The sequence below is a fragment of the Oceaniovalibus guishaninsula JLT2003 genome (assembly GCF_000299575.1).
In the GTDB taxonomy this organism is placed as follows: domain Bacteria; phylum Pseudomonadota; class Alphaproteobacteria; order Rhodobacterales; family Rhodobacteraceae; genus Palleronia; species Palleronia guishaninsula.
On record NZ_AMGO01000047.1, the window covers coordinates 13,764 to 31,327 of the forward strand.

The following is a 17,564-nucleotide window of genomic DNA, read 5'->3' on the forward strand; positions in this document are numbered from 1 at the left end:
TGAAACGGAGTGACCCGATGACCTATACGCCGCCCGAGATCTGGACGTGGGACGAAGCCAGCGGCGGGCGTTTCGCCAAGACGAACCGCCCGGTCGCCGGTCCGACGCACGAGAAGGACCTGCCGGTCGGCCAGCATTCGCTGCAACTCTATTCGCAGGGCACGCCGAACGGCATCAAGGTCACGGTCATGCTGGAGGAGTTGCTCGCCGACGGCCATGACGCCGAATACGACGCCTGGCTGATCGACATCGGCGAGGGCGACCAGTTCGGCAGCGGGTTCGTCGGGATCAATCCCAGTTCCAAGATCCCCGCGCTGGTCGATCATGCGGACGCGCCGCCGCAACGGGTGTTCGAATCGGGCGCGATCCTGCTTTACCTCGCCGAACGGTTCGGCGCGTTCCTGCCGGGCGACGGCGCGGGGCGGACAGAATGCCTGTCGTGGCTGTTCTGGCAGATGGGCAGCGCGCCCTATCTGGGCGGCGGATTTGGGCACTTCTACGCCTATGCGCCCGAGAAGATGGCCTATCCGATCAACCGCTTCGCGATGGAGACGAAGCGCCAGCTCGACGTGTTGAACCGGCAGTTGGGCGAACGGCCCTATATCGCCGGCGACGAATATACCATCGCCGACATGGCGATCTGGCCCTGGTACGGGCAGCTTTGCCTTGGCCGGCTTTACGATGCGGGGCGGTTTCTTGGTGTCGATTCCTATCGCAACGTCGTCGAATGGGCGCAGAAGATCGACGCGCGGCCGGCGGTGCGGCGCGGTCGCCGCGTAAATCGCAAGGGCGAGGACGGGGTGCGCGAGCGTCACAGCGCGGAGGATCTGGATTGAGTCGCATCGACGACAGCCGCGATTTCGTGCCCGTCCGCATCGCCGTGCTGACGGTCAGCGACACGCGCGGCCCACAAGACGACCGATCCGGCGACACGCTGGTCGATCTGCTGCAAGGGGCCGGCCATATCCTTGCCGCCCGCGCCATCCTGCGCGACGAAAGGGATGCCATTGCGGCCCGCTTGCGCGAATGGTGCGCCGATCCGGGCATCGACGTCGTGATCTCGACCGGCGGAACGGGGCTGACGGGCCGCGACGTGACGGTCGAGGCGCACCGTGATGTCTATGAAAAGGAAATCGACGCTTTCGGCACGATCTTCACCCATATCAGTCTGGGCAAGATCGGCACCAGCGCCGTCCAGAGCCGGGCCTGCGGTGGGGTCGCGAACGGAACCTACCTGTTCGCGCTGCCCGGATCGACCGGCGCCTGCCGCGATGCCTGGGAGGGGATCCTGGCCAGGCAGCTCGATTATCGTCACATGCCCTGCAACTTCGTCGAGATCCTGCCGCGTCTGGACGAGCATCTGCGCCGCAAGTAGCTGACGCAGGCGTGACGCGGGGACGCTTGGTCGAACGGGACTGTCGGCTATATGATGCCGGGGCCGTTTGACCGTTCGGAGCCGAGATGCATTTTCTGCGCCGCGCCCTGACCGGGCTTTTCCTGCTGGCCGCGACCGTCGGATTGCTGGCCTATGGCGCGGGCCTGTTCCTGGGGGCGTTGCAGGACCGTGCCGCCCGCGAGGATCGCCCGAGCGAGGCGCGGGAACGCATATTCGCCGCCAATGTCGTCACTGTCGCGCCCGAAACGCTGGTTCCCGTGATGACCGGCTTCGGCACCGTCGAAAGCCGCCGCACGTTGGAACTGCGCGCCGCCGACCGGGGCCGGGTGGTGGCGCTGGGCGAGGGCGTCGAGGAAGGTGCGCGGGTGCAGGCGGGGCAGCTTCTGTTCCGGCTCGACCCGGCCGATGCGCGTCAGGCGGTGGCGGTGGCGCGGACCGACCTTCAGGACGCGCATGCCGAACTCGACGACGCGATCCGCGCCGTGGAACTGGCCGCCGACGATCTGGCCGGCGCGCGGTCGCAGGCCGATCTGCGCCAGCGCGCCCTGGACCGTCAGCGCGATCTGGAATCGCGGGGCGTCGGCACCTCGGCCGCGGTCGAGGACGCGGAACTGGCGGCGGCGGCGGCCCGGCAGGCGGTCGTGTCGCGCCGTCAGGCCGAGGCGGCGGCCGAAGCCCGCCGTGCGCAGGCCGAGACGCGGATCGCACGGGCCGAGATCGCGCTGGACGAAGCGCAGCGCAATCTGGACGAAACCGAGGTAACGGCCGCTTTTGACGGGATCCTGTCCGAGGTGGACGTGGTCGCCGGACGCCTTGTCTCGGCGGGCGAGCGGCTGGCCGATCTGATCGACCCCGAGGCGCTCGAAGTCGCGTTCACCCTGTCCACCGCCGAATATGCCCGCCTGCTGGACGAGAGCGGCCAACTGACGCCAGCCGCGCTGCGGGTCTTTCTGGAGGTCGAGGGATTCGTGCTGGAAAGCCCCGGCATTGTCACCCGCGAAAGCGGCGCGGTGGGGGCGGGCCAGAGCGGCCGGCGCGTCTTCGCCCGCCTGACCGAGCCGGGCGGTTTCAGGCCCGGCGATTTCGTGCGCGTGGCGATCGAGGAACCGGCGCTGGACCGGGTCGCGCGCCTGCCCGCCTCGGCGGTCGATCCGGCGGGCGGCGTTCTGGTGCTGGGCGACGACGAGCGCCTTCGACCGGCTTTCGTCGAGGTGCTGCGCCAGCAGGGCGACGACGTGCTGGTGCGGGCGGACGATCTTGCCGGGCGCGAGGTCGTGGCCGCGCGCACGCCGCTTCTGGGCGACGGCATCCGGGTGCGGCCCGTGCGCCGCGACGACGACGCGGCGCTTGCCGAACCCGACCTGCTGGATCTGACCGAAGAACGCCGCGCGCGGCTGGTGGCCTTCGTTCAGGCCAACGACCGGATGCCGCAGGAAGCCAAGGATCGCGTCCTGGCGCAGTTGCGCGAACCGCGCGTGCCCGCCGGCGTGGTCGAGCGGATCGAGGGACGGATGTGAGGACGTTGCCCGCTGCCGGGATCCTCGGCTATTTCGTGCGTCACCGCACGGCGGCGAACCTGCTTCTGGCGCTTATGGTGGTGCTGGGGCTGGCCGCCTTTCCGCTGATGCGCGCGCAGTTCTTTCCCGATGTCGTGCTCAACTCGGTCGAGGTCAGCGTCGTCTGGACTGGGGCCGGGGCCGACGATGTGGAGGGCGGCATCGTCGAGATGCTGGAGCCTGCGCTACTGAACGTCGAGGGTGTCGAAAGCGGCACGTCGAGCGCCAGCGAGGGTGTCGCCCGCATCGAGCTGGAGTTCGAGCCGGGTTGGGACATGGGCCGCGCCGTGGACGAGGTCGAGGCCGCCATCGACGCGGCGGGCGAACTGCCCGAAGGCGCAGAGGATGCGGTCGTGCGCCGGTCCGCCTGGCGCGACCGGGTGACGGATGTGGTCATCACCGGGCCGGTGGGCATCGACCAGCTTGGCCGCATTGCCGACGAATTCGTCGCGCGTCTGTTCCGCGACGGCGTGCCGCGCGCCACCATCCGCGGCATCGCCGCGCCCGAGGTGGTGGTCGAGGTGCCGACGCTGGCGCTGATCCGCGAGAACCTGACCATGGCCGACATCGCGGCGGCGATCCGCGCCGAGGCCGACACCGCACCCGCCGGCGACATCGACGGCGGCGCGCGGGTGCGCACGGGCGTCGAAAGGCGCACGGCCGAGGATGTGGGCGGGGTCGTCCTGCGCGCGCTGCCGGACGGCACCAAGCTGCGCATCGCGGACGTGGCGCGGGTGATCGACCGGGGACCGTCGCGCGACGAGGCCTATTTCGTCGGCGACAACCCGGCCGTGACGGTGCGCGTGGACCGCAGCGACAGGGGCGACGCCATCGACATCGAACGCCAGGTCCGCGCCGTGGCCGACGATCTGGCGCTGGAACTGCCGCCCGGCGTGACGCTGGACCTGATCCGCGGCCGGGCCGAGATGATCAGCGGGCGGCTGGAGCTGTTGCTGAACAACGGCATCATCGGCTTCGGCCTGGTGGTGACGCTGCTGTTCCTGTTCCTGAACGCCCGCACGGCGTTCTGGGTGGCCGCGGGCATCCCCGTGGCGATGATCGCCGCGATCGGGGTGATGTATGCGGCGGGGCTGACGCTGAACATGATCTCGCTTTTCGCGCTGATCCTGACATTGGGCATCGTGGTGGACGATGCCATCGTCGTGGGCGAACACGCCGATTACCGGGCGCGCATGCTGGGCGAGGCGCCGCCGGTCGCCGCCGCCAATGCCGCGACCCGCATGTTCGCGCCGGTCTTTTCGGCGACGTTGACGACGGTGATCGCCTTTTTCGCGCTGGTGGCCATCAAGGGACGGTTCGGACGCCTGATCGCCGACATCCCCTTCACCGTCATCGCCGTGCTGCTGGCCAGCCTGGTCGAGTGCTTCCTGATCCTGCCGCACCACATGGCTCATGCCCTGGCCCATTCGGCGCGGTCGCACTGGTACGACTGGCCGTCGCGGCAGGTGAACCGGGGCTTTGGCTGGGTGCGCGACCGCGCCGTGCGGCCGCTGATCCGGCTTGTCGTGGCGGCCCGCTATCCCGTGCTGGCCGGGGCGCTGGTGCTGCTGGCGGGACAGGCGGCACTTTATGTCCGGGGCGACGTGCAGTGGCGGTTCTTCGATTCGCCCGAACAGGGCAGCATCACCGGCAATTTCGCCATGGCGCCCGGTGCCACCCGTGCCGACACGGTCGAGATGCTGGCGATCCTGCAACGCGCCACAACCGAGCTGGGCGCGCGATACGCCGAGGAATACGGCCTCGATCCGGTCGATTATTCCATCGGCCAGATCGGCGGCACGGCGGGACGCGGGTTGTCGGGAACCGAGAATACCGACGACGACCTTCTGGGCGGCATCAGCATCGAGTTGATCGACGCCGATCTGCGCCCCTATTCCAGTTTCGAATTCGTGGCGGCGCTTCAGGATGCCGTGCCGCGCCATCCGAGGCTGGAGCAGATCAGCTTTCGCAGATGGGGCGGGGGGCCGGGCGGCGATGCCATCGACGTGCAGCTTTCGGGCGCCGACAGCGCGATCCTGAAGGACGCCGCCGAGAAGCTGAAGGCGCGGCTCGCGCAATTCCCCGAGGTTTCGGCGTTGGAGGACACGCTGGCCTATGACAAGCAGGAGCTTGTGGTCGAGCTGACGCCGCTGGGCCGGGCGCTGGGGCTCGACATCGACGGGCTGGGGCGGGTGTTGCGAAACCGGCTGGGTGGGATCGAGGCCGCGACCTTCGCTGCGGGCCAGCGCGAAGCGTCGATCCGGGTCGAACTGCCCGAGGATGAGCTGACCGCCGATTTCCTGGGAACGACGTTCCTGCCGACGGCATCGGGCCTCGTGCGGCTGGCCGATGTGGTGACGGTCGATATCCGCGACGGTTTTTCCACCATCCGGCGCGAAAACGGCGTCCGCGTCGTCAGCGTGACGGGCGATCTGGCCGATGACGACGCCGCACGCGCCGCCGAGATCACCCGCATCATCGAAGGCGAAATCCTGCCCGAACTGGAACGCGAATACGGCATTGCCACCGATCTTTCCGGCCTGCGCGAACAGGAGAACGACTTTCTGACCGATGCGGGGATCGGGTTCGGCCTGTGCCTGATCGGCATCTTCCTGACGCTGGCCTGGATCTTCGCAAGCTGGACGCGGCCCGTGGTGGTGATGGCCGTCATTCCCTTCGGTCTGGTCGGCGCTGTCTGGGGTCATTACGTCTGGGACATCCCGATAACCATGTTCTCGGTTGTCGGGCTGATCGGGATGACCGGCATCGTCATCAACGATTCCATCGTTCTGGTGACGACCATCGACGAATATGCGCGCGACCGGGGTTTGGCGGGCGCCATCGTGGACGGCGTCTGCGACAGGCTTCGGCCGGTGATGCTGACGACGCTGACGACCGTGCTGGGCCTGATGCCGCTGCTTTACGAAAGGTCGGCGCAGGCGCAGTTTCTCAAGCCCACGGTGGTCACGCTGGTCTATGGGCTGGGCTTCGGGTTCTTCATGGTGCTGCTGGTCGTGCCCGCTTTGATGGCGATGCAGCACGATGCCGCGCGCCAGTTGCGCGCCCTGCGCCGCGCGCTTGCGGGACGCCGGCGCGGGCCGCAGGCGATTCTGGCGGCGGCGGCGCTTGTCCTGGCGGTGCTTTTCGCGGCGACGTTCGGGCCGGTGCTGGCGGGCGGCGCGCCGTTGGTGACGTTGGGCGACCGGTTGGGCGACGGACCTGTCGGCGCGCTGGCAGCCTTCCTTGCCGGGGCGGCAATGCTGCTGGCCGCGATCTGGCTTGCGGCGGCGGCATTGCATGTCGTGCGCGGCCGAAGGGTCAGTCGCACCCCCTGATCTCGACCGCGCCGCCCCCGTCCAGCACCGTGATACGCAGCCCGGACCGGTCCAGCATCAAAGGATCGCCCGGCGGCGGCACGATCTCGGCCATGGCGGCCAGCGTGGCGCCGTCGCGGCGGGTTTCGGCCTGCGAGACCCAGACCGAGGGATCCGCCGTCTCGATCACCGCGAATTCGTCGCGGCCCCGGCGCGCCATCGCAAACGTCGCTGTCAGGTTCATGCCGTCCGCGGTCGGCGCCAGCGTGCAATCGACCTGTCCGACGCCCGCCTCGTCCTTCGACAGCGGACGGTCGGCGAGGGCCGCGCGGATGCGCGCATCGGGACGCACGGGGCCGGCATCCAGCGTCCCGGCAAGCGTCGCGCTGAAGGGCACGCAGATATCTTCGCAAACGCCCAGATCCAGCGCCAGCGACAGGTCGATGGGCGCGCCCGGATCGTTCGGCACGATCTCGACCGGCAACACCACGCCGTCGGCATACCCGATCGAGGTCAGCCCGTTCGACCCGAACACGTGCGGCACCGGCCAATGCACGCGGATGGATTGCAGGTTGCCCGAGCCGGACCAGTCGAAATGGGGCGGTATCCCGGCATCGCCGGGGCTGCGCCAGTAGGTCTTCCATCCCGGCGCCAGGGTGATGCGCAAGGCGGCAAAGTGGCGTCCATCGGCGCGCCATCCCGGCAGCAGATCGACGCGCGCCATGCCGTCCTGCGCATGGGCGGGGGCGTTGGCGGACACAAGGCAGGCAAGGGCGGCGGAAAGGGCACGTCTGGTCATCGGTCCTTCTTGCCGCAACCGCGTTCGGCAGGAAATCACGAATGGGCGAGACGCTGCACTTGCGCATGGCGGACAGGGTGCCATGTTGCGGGTATGGAACAGGAAATCACCTCGCTTACCGGCAAGCTGCTGATCGCGATGCCCGGTATGGGCGATCCGCGCTTCGAGAAGGCGGTGATCCTTCTGTGCCGCCACGGCGAGGCCGGGGCGATGGGGCTGATCGTCAACCGTCGCGCGCCCGACTTGACGCTGGACGCGCTGCTGGAGCAGTTGTCGATCCCGTCTACCGGCGCCAGCGGCGTGCCGCTGCACCACGGCGGCCCGGTCGAGGGCGGACGCGGCTTCGTTCTGCATACGCGGGATTACAGCGTGAACGAAAGCACGCTTTGGGCCGGCAGCGAGATCGGCATGACCGCGACGCTGGACATCCTGCGCGACATCGCGGCGGGCAAGGGCCCCGACCGGATGCTGGTCGCCTTGGGCTATGCGGGTTGGGGGCCCGGGCAGCTCGAGGCCGAGATCGCGGGGAATGTCTGGCTCGTCTCGGACGGGCGGGCCGAGATCGTGTTCGCCAAGGGGGATGCCGACAAGTGGCGCGCGGCAGTCGAATCGCTGGGAATCGACCCGTTGATGCTGTCGGGCGCGGGGGGCCGTGCCTAGAACGATCCCCTGGGTGCCGCGGCGCGCCGCAAGCGATCGTTGATCGCAAGGCCGAGACCGCGATCGGGGACCGGCGACACCGCAATGCGGGCCGCCCCGCGCCGGTCGAGTTCCTGAAGATGCCGGAAAAGGTTCGCGGCCGCTTCGGCCAGATCGCCCGTTGGCGACAGATCGAGGTCGCCGCCCGTGCCGCCGAAGGCCAGCAGCACTTCGTCCCGCTCGGGGTCTGTGACGTTCATGCGCAGGCGGCCTGCGGGGGCGTAGTGCGACGCAAGCTGTCCCGGCGCGTTGGGGCGGTGCGTCTTTTCGGGCGGCAGCAGCGACGCGCCGAGGCACGCCTCGACCGCCTCGACCGGCAGGCCGCCGGGACGCAGCAGCCGGGTGCCTTCGTCCGTGACAGCAAGAATCGTCGATTCGACGCCGACGGGGCAAGGGCCGCCATCCAGCACCGCGTCGATGCGCCCGCCAAGACCGCGCAGCACATGGTCCGCCGTCACCGCGCTGACGCGTCCCGAGGGGTTCGCGGATGGCGCCGCCACGGGAATGCCCGCGCGTGCCAGCAGGTCGCGCGCCAAAGGGGCGGCGGGGACGCGCAAGGCCACGGTGGCCAGCCCCGCGGTGACGAGCGGCGACAGACCGGCCCCCGTCCGCAACGGCAGCACCAGCGTCAAGGGGCCGGGCCAGAAGGCGCGCGCCAGCCTGTCGGCCTCGCCGTTCAGCGTGGCGAGATCGTGCGCGGCATCCATCTGGGGCAGATGGACGATCAGCGGGTTGAAGCGCGGCCGGTCCTTGGCGGCGAAGATCGCCGCGACCGCCCTGTCGGACCGCGCGTCGGCCCCCAAGCCATAGACGGTTTCGGTCGGGAAGGCGACCAGGCCGCCGCCCCTCAGAAGCGACGCGGCCCGTGCGATGCCGTCGGCATCGGCCGCAAGGCGTTCGGTCATCGCATTGTCCCCGCTGCCCCCGTGACGCTGCGTAGAGGGTTGATGGAACGGGGCCGCCGCGCCACCATCCTTCCGGCCCTGACCGCATAGGCATGCGCGGCGCTTCTGCCAAGCGTCCTGTCCGGCACAAGCAGGAGGAACCGATGTCCTACACCGCCCCGCTTCGCGACTTCGCATTCCTGCTGGATCATGTCGTCGGCTTCGACCGCGTCGCCGCGACGGAGCGGTTCGCGGATGCGACCCCCGAGACCGTGAACGCCATCCTGACCGAAGCCGCGCGCATGTGCCAGGATGTTCTGGCCCCCCTTCAGCGCGCGGGCGACACGCATCCCGCGCGGCTGGAGAACGGCGTCGTGCGGACCTCGCCCGGCTTTGCCGAGGGATACCGCGCCATCGCCGAAGGCGGCTGGGTGGGCATGTCGGCCGATCCCGAATACGGCGGGATGGGCCTGCCGATGACGCTGACCACCGCCGTGAACGAGATGATGTCGGCGGCCTGCATGGCGCTGCAACTCAACACGCTGCTGACGCAGGGTCAGATCGAGGCTTTGGAGCATCACGCCAGCGACGAGATCAAGGCGCTTTACCTGCCGAAGCTCATTTCGGGCGAATGGTGCGGCACGATGAACCTGACAGAACCGCAGGCCGGCAGCGACGTGGGCGCGCTGCGCACGCGGGCCGAACCGGACGGGCAGGGCACCTATCGGATCACCGGCCAGAAGATCTATATCACCTGGGCCGACAACGATTTCACCGCGAACACCTGCCATTTGGTCCTTGCCCGTCTTCCCGATGCCGCCGAGGGCACGAAGGGCATCAGCCTGTTCCTGGTGCCCAAGTTCCTGCCCGCCAAGGATGGCGGTGCCGGGCGGCCCAACGAGGTTCGCGTCGTCAGTCTGGAACACAAGCTGGGCCTTCACGGCTCGCCCACGGCGGTGATGTCCTATGAGGGCGCGACCGGCTGGCTGATCGGCAAGCCGCACGGGGGCATGGCGGCCATGTTCACGATGATGAACAATGCCCGCCTCGGCGTCGGAACGCAGGGCGTGGGCGCGGCCGAAGGGGCGTATCAACTGGCGCTGGGCTACGCCATCGACCGCCGGCAGGGCAAGGCGCCTGGTACGGGGTCGATCGCGGAACATGCGGATGTGCGTCGCATGCTGCTGGCGATGCGGGCCGAAACCTATGCCGCCCGCGCCATCGCGCTGTCCTGTGCGGTGGCCATCGACATGGCCGCGGCGACCGGCGATCCGGTCTGGCGCGCGCGCGCCGCCTTCCTGACGCCGATCGCCAAGGCGCATGGCACGGATGTCGGCGTGGACGTTACGCGCGAGGGCATCCAGGTGCATGGCGGCATGGGCATCATCGAGGAAACCGGAGCGGCTCAGTTTTCCCGCGATGTGCGCGTGACGACGATCTACGAGGGGACGAACGGCATTCAGGCGATGGACCTGGTGGCGCGCAAGATGATGGATGGCGGCGAGGCCGCGTTCCGGCTTCTGGACGATGTCGCCGCCGAGGCCGAGAAGGCCCGCAACGGGATGGGCGATCTGGCGCAGGCGGTCTGGGACGCGCAGGAGGCGCTGCGCGAGACGACCGAATGGCTGGTGGCGCAGCACGACATGCAGGACAGGTTCGCGGGGGCCGTGCCCTATCTGCGCGCGTTCGGCCGCGTTCTGGGGGCCGCGGCGCATCTGCGGTCGGCGCGCAAGGCGCCCGACAGCCCCCGCCGTATATTGGCCGCGTTCTATATCGAACGCCTGCTGCCCGAACATGCGGGCCTTCTTGCGCAGGCCCGTGTCGGGGCGGACGGTCTATATGACATCGGCCTCGACGACATGGCGGCGGCGTGAACGTCGAGCCCGCGCGCGGCCTTCGCTATCCCTGGGACGAGCCGCCCCCGCACGGCGAGCCCCGGCTTGTGGCGCCCGGCATCGAATGGCTGCGCCTGCCGCTGCCCATGGCGCTGGACCATGTGAATTGCTGGCTGCTGGACGACGCGGACGGGCTGTGCGTCGTCGATACCGGCTTCGACACGCGAAAGACCCGCGATTTGTGGCGCAGGGCGCTGGACGGGCGGCGCGTCGCGCGGGTGCTGGTAACGCATCATCATCCCGACCATGTCGGCCTTGCGGGCTGGTTCCAGCAGGAACACGGCGCCGAACTGCTGATGTCGCGCACCGCATGGCTGATGGCGCGGATGCTGCGCCTGGACGAGCAGGATCGCCCGACGCCCGAAACCGTCGCCTTCTGGAAAGGCGCGGGGATGGACGCCGCGGTTCTGCAACAGCGCATGGCCAAACGACCGTTCAATTTCGCCGATGTCGTCACGGCGCTGCCGGTGGGGTTCCGCCGACTGACGGAAGGCCAGACGCTGCGGATCGGCGCGCGGGACTGGACGATCCGCATGGGAAACGGCCATGCGCCGGCCCATGCGACGCTATGGACCGACGGCATCGTGCTGGGCGGGGATCAATTGCTGCCCTCGATCTCGCCCAATCTGGGGGTTTACGCGACCGAGCCCGAGGCCGATCCGGTCGCGGACTGGCTGCATTCGTGCGAACGGCTGATGGCGTTCGCGGCCGACGGCCAGCTTGTCCTGCCGGGCCACAAGCTGCCGTTCACCGGGCTGCCGCTGCGGCTGCGGCAACTGATCGACAACCATCGCGGCGCGCTTGCCCGGCTCGAATCGCATCTGTCGATCCCGCGCACGGCGGCGGATTGTTTCGTGCCGCTGTTCAGGCGGCAGATCGAAGGCGGACAATACGGCCTTGCTTTGGTCGAGGCGCTGGCCCATTGCCAGCATCTGTTCCACGCGGGCCGGGCAACGCGGACAAGGCGCGAAGACGGCGCGTGGCTCTATCGGGCGAACGGGGCCCTTTCGACCGGTGACACCTTGCGCGGGATCGTCTAGGAAGCCTTCGCAGGACATGCAGGAGCGGACGATGGACAGCGAAAGCCGGGGAAACCTCGAGCGGATCACCGATCTGGAGGAGCACGAGCGCACCTTCGCCGGTTTCATCTGGTGGGTCTCGCGCGTGACCGTCGCGATCATCGTGATCCTGATCCTCATCGCCCTGATCAACGGCTGATGCAGCGCCGCGCCGTGCTGGCGGGCCTTGCGCTGGGCGCGCTGGGGGCTTGCGGCAATACCGCCTTCTACGATCCGCTGCCCGAAGTCACCCGCCGCGCCTATTCGGATGGCGGCGACACGTCGCTGACGCTTTACACCGTCATCGCCCGGCGTAACCGGGGCGGCGCGCATACCGGCCTGCTGATCGACGGGTCGCAACGGGTGATCTGGGATCCTGCGGGGACGTTCCGGCATCCGCACGTCCCGGAACGGGGCGATCTGCTTTACGGTATCACGCCGCTGATCCAGCGCGTCTATATCGATTATCACGCACGCGAAACCTATGACATGGTCGAGCAGACGGTTGCCGTTCCGCCCGAAACGGCCGAACAGGCGATCCGCTTGGCGGCCGCGAACGGCCCAGCCTCGAATGCCACCTGCGCGCGCGAGACCAGCGCCATCCTGCGGCAATTGCCGGGCTTCGGGTCCATCCGGCGAACCTGGTATCCGAAGGCCCTGATGGAGGATTTTGGCCGCCTGCCCGGCGTGACCGAGCGCATCATCACGGACGACGACGCGGACGACAATCACAATGTCATCTTCGAATACGTTCCCGGCACCGGCGGCTGACGTTCAACCGAGCATCCACAGCATCGCATAAAGGGTGATCGCCCCGGCCCCGATCGCGGCCAGCACGTTGCGCGTGGCGATGCCGACGGCCAGCGTCGCCAGAGCGGCCAGCCCGCGCGCCGGATCGAACTGGCCATCCGTCGCCGCGGGAGACAGGATCAGCGGCGCGACGATGCCGGGAATGACCGCGACAGGCGTATAACGCAACAGCCGCAGGACCAGCGGCGGCATGGCGCGCCTGCCGATCAACCCCAGAAACGAGAACCGGATCAGGAATGTGCCGGCCCCCAGCGCCCCGATGACCAGCCAGATTTCGCCCGCGCTCAGGTCCATCGCCGTTCCGCCCAAACCTCGGTCGCCGCACCGGCGCACATCGCGCCCGCCCCTGCCAGAAGCAGCCCCGTGCCGGGGGGCATCCCGGCCAGCGCCAGGGCCAGCACGATGGACGTGCCCGCGGCGACCAGATGTGCCGGGGTCCGCAGCATCGGGCCGATCAGCGCGATGAACGTGATCGGCAGCGCGAAGTCCAGCGCCCAGCTTTCGGGAATGTTCGATCCGGCCAGCGCGCCGATCAGCGTGAACAGATACCATCCCGGTCCGATGGGCGTGGCGATGCCCAGAAACGTGGCCACCCGTTCGCGCACCGACATCGCGGGGCGGCGTTCGTATTCGGTCACGGCGGCGGCATAGCTTTGGTCGAAGTTGAGATACGAGATCAGCGCCCGCTGCCACAGCGGTGCCTCGCCCAGCCAGGGCACCAGCGCGGCCGAATACATCGCCATGCGCAGGTTGACGGCCAGTCCGGTGGCGAGGATCGCCCAGACGGACGCATCCTCGACCATCATCTGCAACGCGGCGAATTGCGACGCCCCGGCGATGACCAGCGCCGAGAAGGCCATCGTTTCCAGCAGCGGCAGGCCCGCTTCGGTCGCCACGACGCCGAATAGCATGGCGAACGGCCCCACGACCAGCAGGAATGGCAGCGCCAGCACGACCCCGCGCCAATAGGCGCTTTTGGTGGTGGAGCCTGCCATCGCGCCGTCCTATCCTGCCGCCGACCCTTTCCCATTGCCGCAGCCCCCGAGGAACTTCAAATGCAATCTGGCATCGCGGGGACGGGATGAAGGCGCCGTTCGGAGTCATTCTGGCGGGGGGGCGCGCGACCCGCATGGGCGGCGGCGACAAGGCGCTGCTGCGGCTGGGACCGGCCACGATCCTCGATCATGTGATCGACCGTCTTGCGCCGCAGGTCGGCCGCCTGGCCCTGAATGCGAACGGCGATCCGGCCCGTTTCGCCGCTTGGGGATTGCCAGTCCTTCCCGACGATCCGCCCGACTTCGCGGGGCCGCTGGCGGGTATTCTGGCGGGACTCGACTGGGCGGCCGCCCAGGGCGCGGACCATATCGTGACGGCGGCGGGCGATACCCCGTTCCTGCCGTGCGATCTGGTGCCACGCCTACAGCTTGCGGCCGGAACGCGGCCCGTGGCGCTGGCGGCTAGCGCGACGGGGCGGCACCCGACCTTCGGCCTCTGGTCGGTGGCGCTGCGCGATGATCTGCGATCCGCTTTGGCGGAAGGCATGCGCAAGGTATCGCATGGGGCGGACCTGCACGACGCGGCAACGGCGACGTTCGCCGACGATGAGGCGTTCTTCAACGTCAATACGCCCGACGACCTGGATCGCGCGCGGGCGATGCTGGGCTGAACCGTGCGCCAGGGGTCCGCCTTCGATACCGTCGCCGTCATCGACTGGTCGGGCGGCGGGGACCGGGGATCGCGCCCTTGCGCCGATGCGATCTGGGCCGGATGCGTCAGGGACGGGCGTGCCGATGCCCCCCTCTATCTGCGCAGCCGGGCCGTCGCCTGGGATTGGCTGACGACGTTCCTAGAAGGCGAGGCGCGCCTGAACCGACGCAGCCTGGTCTGCTTCGACTTTCCGTTCGCGCCGCCCGCCGGGCTGACGCGCGCGCTGACCGGCGCCGAGGATTCGCTGGCGCTTTGGGATCTGCTGGCGGCGCGCTTCGACGATCTAAGGGAAGGCGAGGACCGGTTTCATGTCGCGGCGGGCCTGAACGCGCTCTTTCCCGGCGAGGGGCCGTTCTGGTTCAATGGCCGTCGCGGCGACATCCCCGGCCTTCCGCGGCGCAAGCCCGCGACGCTGCCGCCGGGGCTGGCACGCATGCGCAAGGTCGAAACCCTGGCGCCCGGCACCTTCGCCATCTGGCAGATGGGCGGTCAGGGTGCCGTCGGATCGCAGGCCCTGACCGGAATGGCCTTCCTGTCGCGCCTGCGCCGACGGCTGGCCGGCATCCGCGTCTGGCCGTTCCAGCCGGATGAGGGACGGGTCCTGCTGGCCGAAGTCTGGCCGTCCCTGCTGCGCGATGACGTGCGCAAGCGTTCTGCCGATCCGGCGCTGCCGCCGATCAGGGATGCGGTGCAGGTGGCGGTGCTGTCCCAGGCGCTCTGGCGGATGCAGGTCGAGGAGACGCTGGCAGGCGCGCTGGCGGCGGGGGGCGAAGGGGGCGGCGAAGGCTGGATCCTGGGCGTGGGGGCCGAGGATGCGCTGCGGCGCGCGGCGCGGGTCAGTTCGTGCCGGACGTGACGCCGCGCAACCAGCCATCCAGCGTCAGACGCAGGGCGTCGATCCGGTCGGCATAGGCCGACAGCGTGGGTTCGGCGGCGGGAATTGCGCGGGACAGGTCCGCCACGAAGAGATAGACCGCGCCCAGAACCAGCGCGATCAGCAGCACCGCCACGAAGCCCAGCCAGAAACCGCGCCTGCCGGACGGGGCGTCGCCCTTTTCCGTTTCCCTCGGTGTCAGGGTCGATCCGATCGCGTCGGCATCGGGCAGCGCGCCTTCCGCGGCGCTCGGCGGGGGCGGCGCGGCGGGCGCGGGCGGGCTGGCGTCTTGCGACTTTGGCGCGCCGCGGGTTTCGCCGGCCGCCATCGCCGCCATCGCGGCACGGCGGCGGCGGCGGGCGGCGGCCTCGCGCTCGGCCTCTTCGCGCAGGATGGTTCTTGTGCGGGGGTCGAGTTCGCGCTGGGGCAGGTCCGGTTCGGGCGATGACGCGGCAACAGGGCGCTGAAACCAGGTGTGATCGCAGGCCGAACATTCCACGTCGCGGCCGGCGGGCGGGATCACCGCCTCGTCCACCTCGTATTCGGCCCGGCAGTTCGGACAGGTCAGCCGCATTCGTCGATCACTCCGGCCCAGTCGATGCCCCTGTCTAGCAACGATGCCCCCACGTTCAAGGGCGCCTTGTGCGCAATCGTTGATGTTCGCGCATGCGTCGGGCAGAAGGGCGGGGTCGGCGGGCCAATCGGGACCGACGGTAACGGGGGTTTCATGCAGCCGATCCAGTATCTGAGGTCGCTGATCTATACCGTGCAGGTCTATGCCGCGATGGCGGTGATGGGGCTGTGGTTCGCGCCGCAGGCGATGCTGACCGACGACGGGGCGCTGCGCGCCTGCCGGGCATGGTGCCGCTATGCGCTGTGGTCGGCGCGCTGGATCGTCGGGATCCGGTCCGAGATCCGGGGAACCGTGCCGCAAGGCGAGGTGATGATTGCCGCCAAGCACCAGTCGTTTCTGGACATCATCCTGCTGGTCAGCGTGCTGCCGCGTCCGCGCTTCATCATGAAGCGGGAACTGGTGCGGATGCCGGTGCTGGGCTGGTTCGCCCTGCGGATCGGCTGCATTCCGGTGGATCGCGGCAAGCGTGGCGCGGCCATCATGCAGATGCTCAAGGACGTGGATGCCGGTCGGATCGCGGCGGGGCAGCTTATCATCTATCCGCAGGGCACGCGGGTCGCGCCCGGCGCGATCACCCCCTACAAGACCGGCACGGCGATCCTTTACGAACAACTGAACCAGCCTTGCGTCCCCGTGGCGGTGAATGTGGGCCTGTTCTGGCCCCGCCACGGGATCCTCAAGCGCAAGGGTCTGGCCGTCGCCGAGTTTCTGGAAACGATCCCGCCGGGTGTCGAGCGCGGCGCCTTCGCCGCCGACCTGGAAGCGCGGATCGAGGCCCGCAGCGACGCCCTGATGATGGAAGCCGGGTGGTCGCCCAAGCTGTCGGCAGCCTGAAGGCACCGGCCGAGACGGTGCGCACGACGCGGCATGTGGTCCAGGCAAGCCCGGCGGTCATGATGCCCCGTCCCAATGGGACTCAGGCGGCCAGGCCCTTTGCGCCCATGCCGACGAACTTGGCGCGGCGGCCGGCGATCAGGGCGGCGGGATCCTTGCCCGACAGATCGGCCAGCGTTTCGGTCAGGGCCTTGCCGATGGCGGCGATGGCGGCCGATGGATCGCGCTGTGCACCGCCCCTGGGTTCGGACACGATGCGGTCGATGACGCCCAGCTTCTTCAGATCCTGCGCCGTCAGGCGCAGCGCCTCGGCGGCCTCTCGGGTCTTGTCGGCGTCTTTCCACAGGATCGACGCGCACCCTTCAGGCGAGATCACCGAATAGACGGAATGTTCCAGCATCAGCACGCGGTCGGCGGTGGCGAAGGCGACGGCGCCGCCCGATCCGCCCTCGCCGATGATGGCGCTGACAAGGGGCACGCCCAGTTGCAGGCATTTGCGGGTCGATTGGGCGATGGCTTCGGACTGGCCGCGTTCCTCGGCGCCCTTGCCGGGATAGGCCCCCGGCGTATCGACCAGCGTGACCACGGGCAGGCCGAAGCGATGCGCCAGATCCATCAGCCGGATCGCCTTGCGATAGCCTTCGGGCCGGGCCATGCCGAAATTGTGCACGATCCGCGTCCGGGTGTCGTTGCCCTTTTCGTGGCCGATGACGACGACCGGGCGGTCGTCCAGCCGCGCAAGCCCGCCGATCACCGCCATGTCGTCGGCGAAGTTGCGGTCGCCCGCCAGCGGCGTGAATTCCGTGAACAGGGCGTCGATATAGGCGCGGCAATGGGGCCTGTCGGGATGCCGGGCGACCTGGCATTTCTGCCAAGGCGTCAGGGACTTATAAAGACTGTCCAGCATGGTGCCGGCCTTGCGGTCCAGCGCGGCCGCTTCCTTCTCGACATCGGCGCCGCCTTCGCGCCGGGCCATGACGCGCAGCTCCTCGGCCTTGCCCTCGATTTCCGACAAGGGTTTCTCGAAGTCGAGGTAGTGGGTCATCGGTCCCCCGGATGCTGCCATGGCGGCCCGTTATGACGCGCGCCTTGGCGGGATGCAAC

At 69.1% G+C, this 17,564-nt stretch carries 18 protein-coding genes; 12 read left to right on the plus strand and 6 right to left on the minus strand.

Features of this window, described 5'->3' with window-relative positions; translation table 11 throughout:
- The first annotated feature begins 17 nt into the window (after window positions 1–17).
- The 4 genes from yghU to OCGS_RS10475 all read left to right on the plus strand — a co-directional run bounded on the left by yghU (window position 18) and on the right by OCGS_RS10475 (window position 6,287).
- Window positions 18–836: a glutathione-dependent disulfide-bond oxidoreductase gene (gene yghU / locus OCGS_RS10460; RefSeq protein ID WP_007427213.1), complete on the plus strand. Its 819-nt coding sequence runs from the start codon at window positions 18–20 to the stop codon at window positions 834–836.
- Window positions 833–1,375 carry a molybdenum cofactor biosynthesis protein B gene (gene moaB / locus OCGS_RS10465; protein WP_007427214.1) on the plus strand — a complete coding sequence of 181 codons (543 nt, stop codon included), beginning with the start codon at window positions 833–835 and terminating at the stop codon, window positions 1,373–1,375. Before yghU ends, moaB begins: the two co-directional genes overlap by 4 nt.
- An 86-nt stretch (window positions 1,376–1,461) precedes the next feature.
- Window positions 1,462–2,913, plus strand: a complete 1,452-nt coding sequence (locus tag OCGS_RS10470) for an efflux RND transporter periplasmic adaptor subunit (RefSeq protein WP_007427215.1) — start codon at window positions 1,462–1,464, stop codon at window positions 2,911–2,913.
- Window positions 2,910–6,287 carry an efflux RND transporter permease subunit gene (locus tag OCGS_RS10475; protein ID WP_007427216.1) on the plus strand — a complete coding sequence of 1,126 codons (3,378 nt, stop codon included), beginning with the start codon at window positions 2,910–2,912 and terminating at the stop codon, window positions 6,285–6,287. The genes OCGS_RS10470 and OCGS_RS10475 overlap by 4 nt, the downstream gene beginning before the upstream one ends.
- Here the strand turns inward: OCGS_RS10475 and OCGS_RS10480 are convergent.
- The gene (locus OCGS_RS10480; RefSeq protein WP_007427217.1) at window positions 6,271–7,065 is read right to left on the minus strand and encodes a protein-disulfide reductase DsbD domain-containing protein; all 795 of its coding nucleotides are present in this window, start codon (window positions 7,063–7,065) and stop codon (window positions 6,271–6,273) included. The genes OCGS_RS10475 and OCGS_RS10480 overlap by 17 nt on opposite strands.
- Window positions 7,066–7,158: 93 nt before the next feature.
- On the opposite strand from OCGS_RS10480, the gene OCGS_RS10485 reads away from it, so the two are divergent.
- The gene (locus tag OCGS_RS10485) at window positions 7,159–7,725 is read left to right on the plus strand and encodes a YqgE/AlgH family protein (protein WP_007427218.1); all 567 of its coding nucleotides are present in this window, start codon (window positions 7,159–7,161) and stop codon (window positions 7,723–7,725) included.
- Here OCGS_RS10485 and OCGS_RS10490 read toward each other — a convergent pair.
- Complete coding sequence (locus OCGS_RS10490; protein ID WP_007427219.1) at window positions 7,722–8,669, minus strand: L-threonylcarbamoyladenylate synthase; 948 nt, start codon at window positions 8,667–8,669, stop codon at window positions 7,722–7,724. The genes OCGS_RS10485 and OCGS_RS10490 overlap by 4 nt on opposite strands.
- 143 nt (window positions 8,670–8,812) lie before the next feature.
- Between OCGS_RS10490 and OCGS_RS10495 the strand changes: the two genes are divergently transcribed.
- Genes OCGS_RS10495 through OCGS_RS10505 form a run of 4 tightly spaced genes read left to right on the plus strand, consistent with a single transcriptional unit; the run spans window position 8,813 to window position 12,372 of the window.
- Window positions 8,813–10,522, plus strand: coding sequence for an acyl-CoA dehydrogenase (locus OCGS_RS10495; protein WP_007427221.1), 1,710 nt, complete (start codon window positions 8,813–8,815; stop codon window positions 10,520–10,522).
- Window positions 10,519–11,583, plus strand: coding sequence for an MBL fold metallo-hydrolase (locus OCGS_RS10500; RefSeq protein ID WP_052026173.1), 1,065 nt, complete (start codon window positions 10,519–10,521; stop codon window positions 11,581–11,583). The genes OCGS_RS10495 and OCGS_RS10500 overlap by 4 nt, the downstream gene beginning before the upstream one ends.
- A 31-nt stretch (window positions 11,584–11,614) precedes the next feature.
- Window positions 11,615–11,761, plus strand: a complete 147-nt coding sequence (locus OCGS_RS14875) for an aa3-type cytochrome c oxidase subunit IV (protein WP_007427223.1) — start codon at window positions 11,615–11,617, stop codon at window positions 11,759–11,761.
- A complete protein-coding gene (locus tag OCGS_RS10505) occupies window positions 11,761–12,372 on the plus strand; it encodes a hypothetical protein (RefSeq protein ID WP_007427224.1) in 612 nt (203 codons plus the stop codon). Before OCGS_RS14875 ends, OCGS_RS10505 begins: the two co-directional genes overlap by 1 nt.
- 3 nt (window positions 12,373–12,375) lie before the next feature.
- Here the strand turns inward: OCGS_RS10505 and OCGS_RS10510 are convergent, their stop codons facing one another.
- Together OCGS_RS10510 and OCGS_RS10515 are read right to left on the minus strand one after the other, a co-directional pair.
- Window positions 12,376–12,705 carry an AzlD domain-containing protein gene (locus OCGS_RS10510; RefSeq protein WP_007427225.1) on the minus strand — a complete coding sequence of 110 codons (330 nt, stop codon included), beginning with the start codon at window positions 12,703–12,705 and terminating at the stop codon, window positions 12,376–12,378.
- A complete protein-coding gene (locus OCGS_RS10515; protein WP_007427226.1) occupies window positions 12,696–13,406 on the minus strand; it encodes an AzlC family ABC transporter permease in 711 nt (236 codons plus the stop codon). Before OCGS_RS10515 ends, OCGS_RS10510 begins: the two co-directional genes overlap by 10 nt.
- Before the next feature lie 86 nt (window positions 13,407–13,492).
- Between OCGS_RS10515 and mobA the strand changes: the two genes are divergently transcribed.
- Window positions 13,493–14,077 (plus strand): molybdenum cofactor guanylyltransferase MobA, encoded by a 585-nt coding sequence (gene mobA, locus OCGS_RS10520; protein WP_007427227.1) that lies wholly within the window; start codon window positions 13,493–13,495, stop codon window positions 14,075–14,077.
- Between the two features lie 3 nt (window positions 14,078–14,080).
- Window positions 14,081–14,974, plus strand: coding sequence for a hypothetical protein (locus tag OCGS_RS10525; protein WP_007427228.1), 894 nt, complete (start codon window positions 14,081–14,083; stop codon window positions 14,972–14,974).
- Here OCGS_RS10525 and OCGS_RS15360 read toward each other — a convergent pair.
- Entirely contained in the window at window positions 14,955–15,566 is a 612-nt protein-coding gene (locus tag OCGS_RS15360; RefSeq protein ID WP_007427229.1) for a zinc-ribbon domain-containing protein, read from the minus strand. The genes OCGS_RS10525 and OCGS_RS15360 overlap by 20 nt on opposite strands.
- A gap of 153 nt (window positions 15,567–15,719) precedes the next feature.
- Between OCGS_RS15360 and OCGS_RS10535 the strand changes: the two genes are divergently transcribed.
- Window positions 15,720–16,460, plus strand: a complete 741-nt coding sequence (locus OCGS_RS10535; RefSeq protein WP_007427230.1) for a lysophospholipid acyltransferase family protein — start codon at window positions 15,720–15,722, stop codon at window positions 16,458–16,460.
- A gap of 82 nt (window positions 16,461–16,542) precedes the next feature.
- On the opposite strand, the gene OCGS_RS10540 is transcribed toward OCGS_RS10535, so the two are convergent.
- Window positions 16,543–17,505, minus strand: coding sequence for an acetyl-CoA carboxylase carboxyltransferase subunit alpha (locus OCGS_RS10540; protein ID WP_007427231.1), 963 nt, complete (start codon window positions 17,503–17,505; stop codon window positions 16,543–16,545).
- Between the last annotated feature and the right edge of the window lie 59 nt (window positions 17,506–17,564).